General features: G+C 37.3%; 3 protein-coding genes and 1 pseudogene. All 4 read left to right on the top strand.

What is annotated here, in order from left to right; all coding sequences use genetic code 11:
- A partial coding sequence (locus AC1DUW_RS20925) for an amino acid permease (RefSeq protein WP_477643355.1) occupies positions 1-1,148 on the top strand: 1,148 nt, incomplete at its 5' end.
- 318 nt (positions 1,149-1,466) lie between these two features.
- A pseudogene (gene phnX, locus AC1DUW_RS20930) lies at positions 1,467-2,286 on the top strand (phosphonoacetaldehyde hydrolase).
- Positions 2,287-2,489: 203 nt separating this feature from the next.
- Positions 2,490-4,253: a sulfoacetaldehyde acetyltransferase gene (gene xsc, locus AC1DUW_RS20935; protein ID WP_477643356.1), complete on the top strand. Its 1,764-nt coding sequence runs from the start codon at positions 2,490-2,492 to the stop codon at positions 4,251-4,253.
- 211 nt (positions 4,254-4,464) lie between these two features.
- Positions 4,465-4,956, top strand: a 492-nt coding sequence (locus AC1DUW_RS20940; RefSeq protein WP_477643357.1) for an aminotransferase class III-fold pyridoxal phosphate-dependent enzyme, incomplete at its 3' end; no start/stop codon positions are given.

Genomic DNA, 4,956 nt, shown 5'->3' on the forward strand with positions numbered 1-4,956 from the left:
GTTTTACTACAGGTTGGTTATATTGGTTTTTTTGGGTTATTGTAATTGCACTAGAAGCAACAGCAGGGGCAGCGATAATACATGAGTGGCTTCCTTCAGTTCCAGTCTGGTTAATAAGTCTCTCATTAATAATTCTATTAAAACTAACAAATATATTTTCTGTTAAATCATTTGGCGAATTTGAATATTGGTTTTCTATTATTAAAATAGTCAGTATTATTCTATTCTTATGTCTAGGAGTAGCGGTGATATTGGGTTTAATACCAACTATTAAGTCACCTGGCGCCTCTAATCTTTTAAACTTTGGTGGTTTTATTCCTAACGGGATTAGTTCAGTACTAGTTGGTGTTGCGATTGTCTTTCACGCTTTCGTTGGAGTCGAGATTCCCGCCATTGCAGCAGGGGAGACTAGTGATCCAGTAAAGTCTGTAAGAAGTGCATTAAATAGCGTGGTATGGCGTATACTTATTTTTTATATCGGTTCAATTGCTATACTAGTGACACTTTTACCTTGGAATTCAGCATCTTTGCTGAAAAGTCCTTTTGTTGCTGTTCTTGAAATGATGGGTATTCCTTCGGCTGCTTTAATTATGAATATCGTAGTTCTAACGGCTTTGCTTTCCTGCTTAAATTCAGGACTTTATACGAGCTCTCGTATGTTATTTTCTCTTGCAAAAAAGGGTGATGCGCCAAAATTATTTTCAAAAGTGAGCAAGAATGGGGTCCCTGTTCTTGCAGTAATTGCAAGTACAGTGTTTGCCTTTATTAGCACAATTTTTAGTTATATTTCTCCTGACAAAATATTTTTCTTTTTAGTAAATTCTTCTGGTGGAATTGGAATTCTTGTCTATCTAGCCATTGCGATTTCTCATCTCCGCTTAAGGAAAAGGATGGAAAAAGAGAATCCTGGGATTTTCAAGATAAAAATGTGGTTATTTCCGTATTTAACTTATGCAACCATCATTTCTATGATTTCCGTTTTAATATTAATGGCATTTATAGATTCACAGCGTCCACAGTTTATTTTTACGATGCTATTCAGTTTTATAGTTATTTGTTCTTTCTTTTTATTTCGACGAAAAAAAGCGAAGTATATGGAGAATGAATTAAATATTGTTCCTAGGCCCCCTAATTCTGAGAAATTCTAAATATAATTAATATACACTTCTAYGCCATCAATAGACATTGGTAATATGGCAATTACAAAGCTAGTTCGATTCAACTTAACAAATTAAATCAGTATATTTATTGCTATGTTTGCTTCTATGGATTTCCTCAGATGAACATTCTTCARTTATCTGCATTTTTTAGCTAGACTATATGTTTTAAAAAAATGAGACATTCCTTCATTGTCAGTCCACAATTACCGCAAAGTCTCAAGAGGACTTTACGTGCTTTTTTAGAATAAGCCCTTTTTGTGAGGGAATAAATGGGGAGGGGGGAACAGATTGGAAAGTACAAATGAACTGAATGGGAGGGTTCAGGCAGTTATATTTGATTGGGCTGGCACAACGGTTGATTATGGTTGTTTTGCACCGGTCCAAGTGTTTGTAGAAGTATTTAGTATAAGGGGGGTTGATATTACCATTGAGGAAGCAAGAAAACCAATGGGCTTATTAAAAATTGACCACATAAGGGAACTCCTGAAAATGACTAGGATCTCGAATTTATGGGTTACAGCATTTGGGAAAGAACCAAATGAAAAAGATGTAAATGCTCTATATAGGGACTTTGAGGATTTGTTATTCAAGGTTCTCCAAAATTACGCCAAGCCTRTACCTGGTTTAATTGAACTCGTTAGCAGTTTAAGACAACAAGGAATAAAAATTGGTTCAACAACTGGCTATACTCGTGAAATGATAGATGTTGTAGCAGGAGAGGCAAAAAAGTGGGGCTATCAACCAGACTCTATTGTCGCGTCTTCAGAAGTGCCTACAGGACGTCCCGATCCTTGGATGTGCTTTCAAACGGCTATAAACCTACAAGTATATCCACTAAGTAAGATTGTAAAGGTTGGTGATACAATCAGTGACATCAAAGAGGGGGATTCATGCTGGAATGTGGACTGTTGGTGTATTAAAAGGCGGCAGCGAAATAGGCCTTTCTGAACAAGAAATCAACGAAATGGATCCGTATGAGCTCAAAAAGCGAATGAAGAATGCTGAGAATCGTTTTCTAAATGCAGGTGCCGACTTTGTTATTGATGAAATAGGAGATTTATTAGAAATAATTGATAGAATTAATTACAGATTGACAGAAAAAAAAGATGCATTTATCAGCGGCTAAAAAAGATATATTAATAAAAAATGTGATAGTACCACTTTTATCTGTACGTGCTAGGATATTAATTTTAAATAAATTCAAAATATTCAATTTATTCAATTTATTCATTGACTGTTCGATGGAATGGTAGTATTATACATCTTATAACTGGTACGGACGTTGCAACGTCATTATCAGAAATACATTAAAGTTAAGGAGAATGTGCAATGGTCGAAACAAAAATGTTAAGAGGAACGAAAGTAAAAATGACACCAAGTGAAGCTATTGTTGAGACATTAGTGGCAGAGGGAGTCAAACATATATCGGGAATTCTAGGTTCTGCTTTTATGGATATGCTGGATTTATTGCCAACAGCAGGCATTCGATTTATTGGAGTTCGACATGAACAAAGTGCTGCTCATATGGAAGATGCTTATTGTCGTGTCTCAGGTGTTGCTGGGGTTGTTATCGGTCAAAACGGACCAGGAATGACCAATATGGTAACCTCTGTAGCAGCGGCCAATCAAGCTCATACTCCTATGGTAGTAATATCTCCTTCAGCAGGTACACCAACTGTTGGATGGGATGGTTTTCAGGAATGTGATCAGGTTTCCATTTTCAAGGCTATCACAAAAGAAACGGTGAGAGTGACCCACCCAGGTCGAGTCGCTGATTGTCTACGGACAGCATTTCGAATTGCTTATGCTGAAAGAGGACCTGTATTATTTGATATCCCTCGTGATTATTTCTATGGTGAAGTGGAGGATCAAATTCTTCAACCACATCAATATCGCGTAGATTCACGAGGATGCGGGTCATCTGAATCCTTGGATAGAGCAGCTGAAATTTTAGCTGAGGCTGAGTATCCAGTTATTATTTCAGGTAGAGGGACAGTTGATTCAGATGGTATTGAGGAAATTAAGAATATAGCAGAACACTTGACAGCTCCGGTAGCTGTATCCTATATGCATAATGATGCATTTCCTGCAGATCATCCGTTAGCTGTTGGCCCAATAGGATATATGGGATCAAAAGCTGCTATGAATACACTAAAGAAAGCAGATGTTATTTTAGCGGTTGGTACAAGATTATCCGTATTTGGTACATTACCATGTTATGACATTGAATATTTCCCTAAAGAGGCAAAAATAATTCAAATAGATATTAATCCAAGGCAAATCGCTAGAACCCACCCAGTTGAAGTTGGTATTATCGGTGATGCTCGTGAAGCTAGTCGAGAAATTATGAAACGGTTAAAGGAAATTAAACCTAACCTAAAACAAGAAAAAGCGCGGATGGTAGAGGTAACAAATGAAAAACAAAAATGGGAAGAAGAACTAGTAGAACTTGCGATGATAGATGGGACGCCAATTAACCCGCGTCGCGCCCTCTTAGAATTAACAAAAGTGTTACCTGAGAATGCTATTGTTTCAACAGATATTGGTAATGTATCATCAACTGCAAACGCTTACTTGAAATTTAACCAGAGTCGTAGACACATCGCTGCCCTTACATTCGGAAACACCGGTTTTGCTTATCCATCTGCACTTGGTGCCAAATTAGCTGAGCCGAATACACCTGTTTTAGCAATCGTTGGAGATGGAGCATGGGGAATGAGCTTACATGAAGTAAGTACAGCAGTTGAAGAAAACATTCCAGTCATCGCGTGCGTCTTTAATAATAATGCATGGTGTGCAGAGAAAAAGAACCAAGTCGATTTTTATAATAATCGTTTTGTGGGGGCAGATATCCAAAATCCAGATTTTGCAGAGGTTGCTCGTTCGATGGGGGCAGTTGGAATTAGAGTGGAAAAATCTGAAGAATTAGGGCCTGTCATAGAAGCGGCAATAAAATCAAACAAACCTACCGTCATTGATATTCAGGTGGATGGAACACAATTAGCGCCTCCATTTAGAAAAGACGCTTTAAAAATGCCTACTAGATTATTAGAAAAGTACGCTCATTTAGATCATAAAAACTGGGATAAATAATTACTAAAAAAGAATGTGGTAATGGGCGCGATACTTAATGGATGTATTTTGAGTTATCGCGTCTATTTACTCCTTAACATCAATATTTTTATACTCTTGTTTTCTATTTTGGGTTGGATCGGTATAGGTTACTTAACTAAAATTCATTTCAATAAATAAAAAGGGGGTTTCAATATTGAAATTAGAAACTGAAACGAAAGACCTTGTTCAAATGGATAAAGATCATTTATGGCATGCGATGCATCGTTATAACGAAAAGGAAAGTCCCATGATTGCAACGGAAGGAAGCGGCTCATGGTTTACCGATACAAAAGGGGATAAATATTTAGATGGGGTTTCTGGATTATGGTGCTTGAATTTAGGACATGGACGAAAAGAAATTGCTCAGGCAGCGTATGAGCAAATGGTGAATTTATCTTACTTCCCATTAACTTTAAGCCATAAGCCAGCTATTGAACTATCTTCTAAAATAAGTGAACATTTAAAAGGTTCATATACAACCTTTTTCACTAACAGTGGATCTGAAGCGAATGAGACCGCTTTTAAAATCGCTCGCCAATATCATTCTCAAAATGGAAACCCGGGGAAATACAAATTCATCTCTAGGTATCGTGCCTATCATGGTAATACTTTCGGTGCTTTAAGTGCAACAGCTCAGGCGAATCGGAGAGTGAAATATGACCCAGCGGTTCCGGGTTTTCTA

This window comes from Peribacillus sp. P4_C12 (assembly GCF_056402095.1).

Excerpts from the sequence above, each read along its gene's own strand:
- xsc (WP_477643356.1), top strand. The coding sequence starts at position 2,490 with ATGGTCGAAACAAAAATGTTAAGAGGAACGAAAGTAAAAATGACACCA.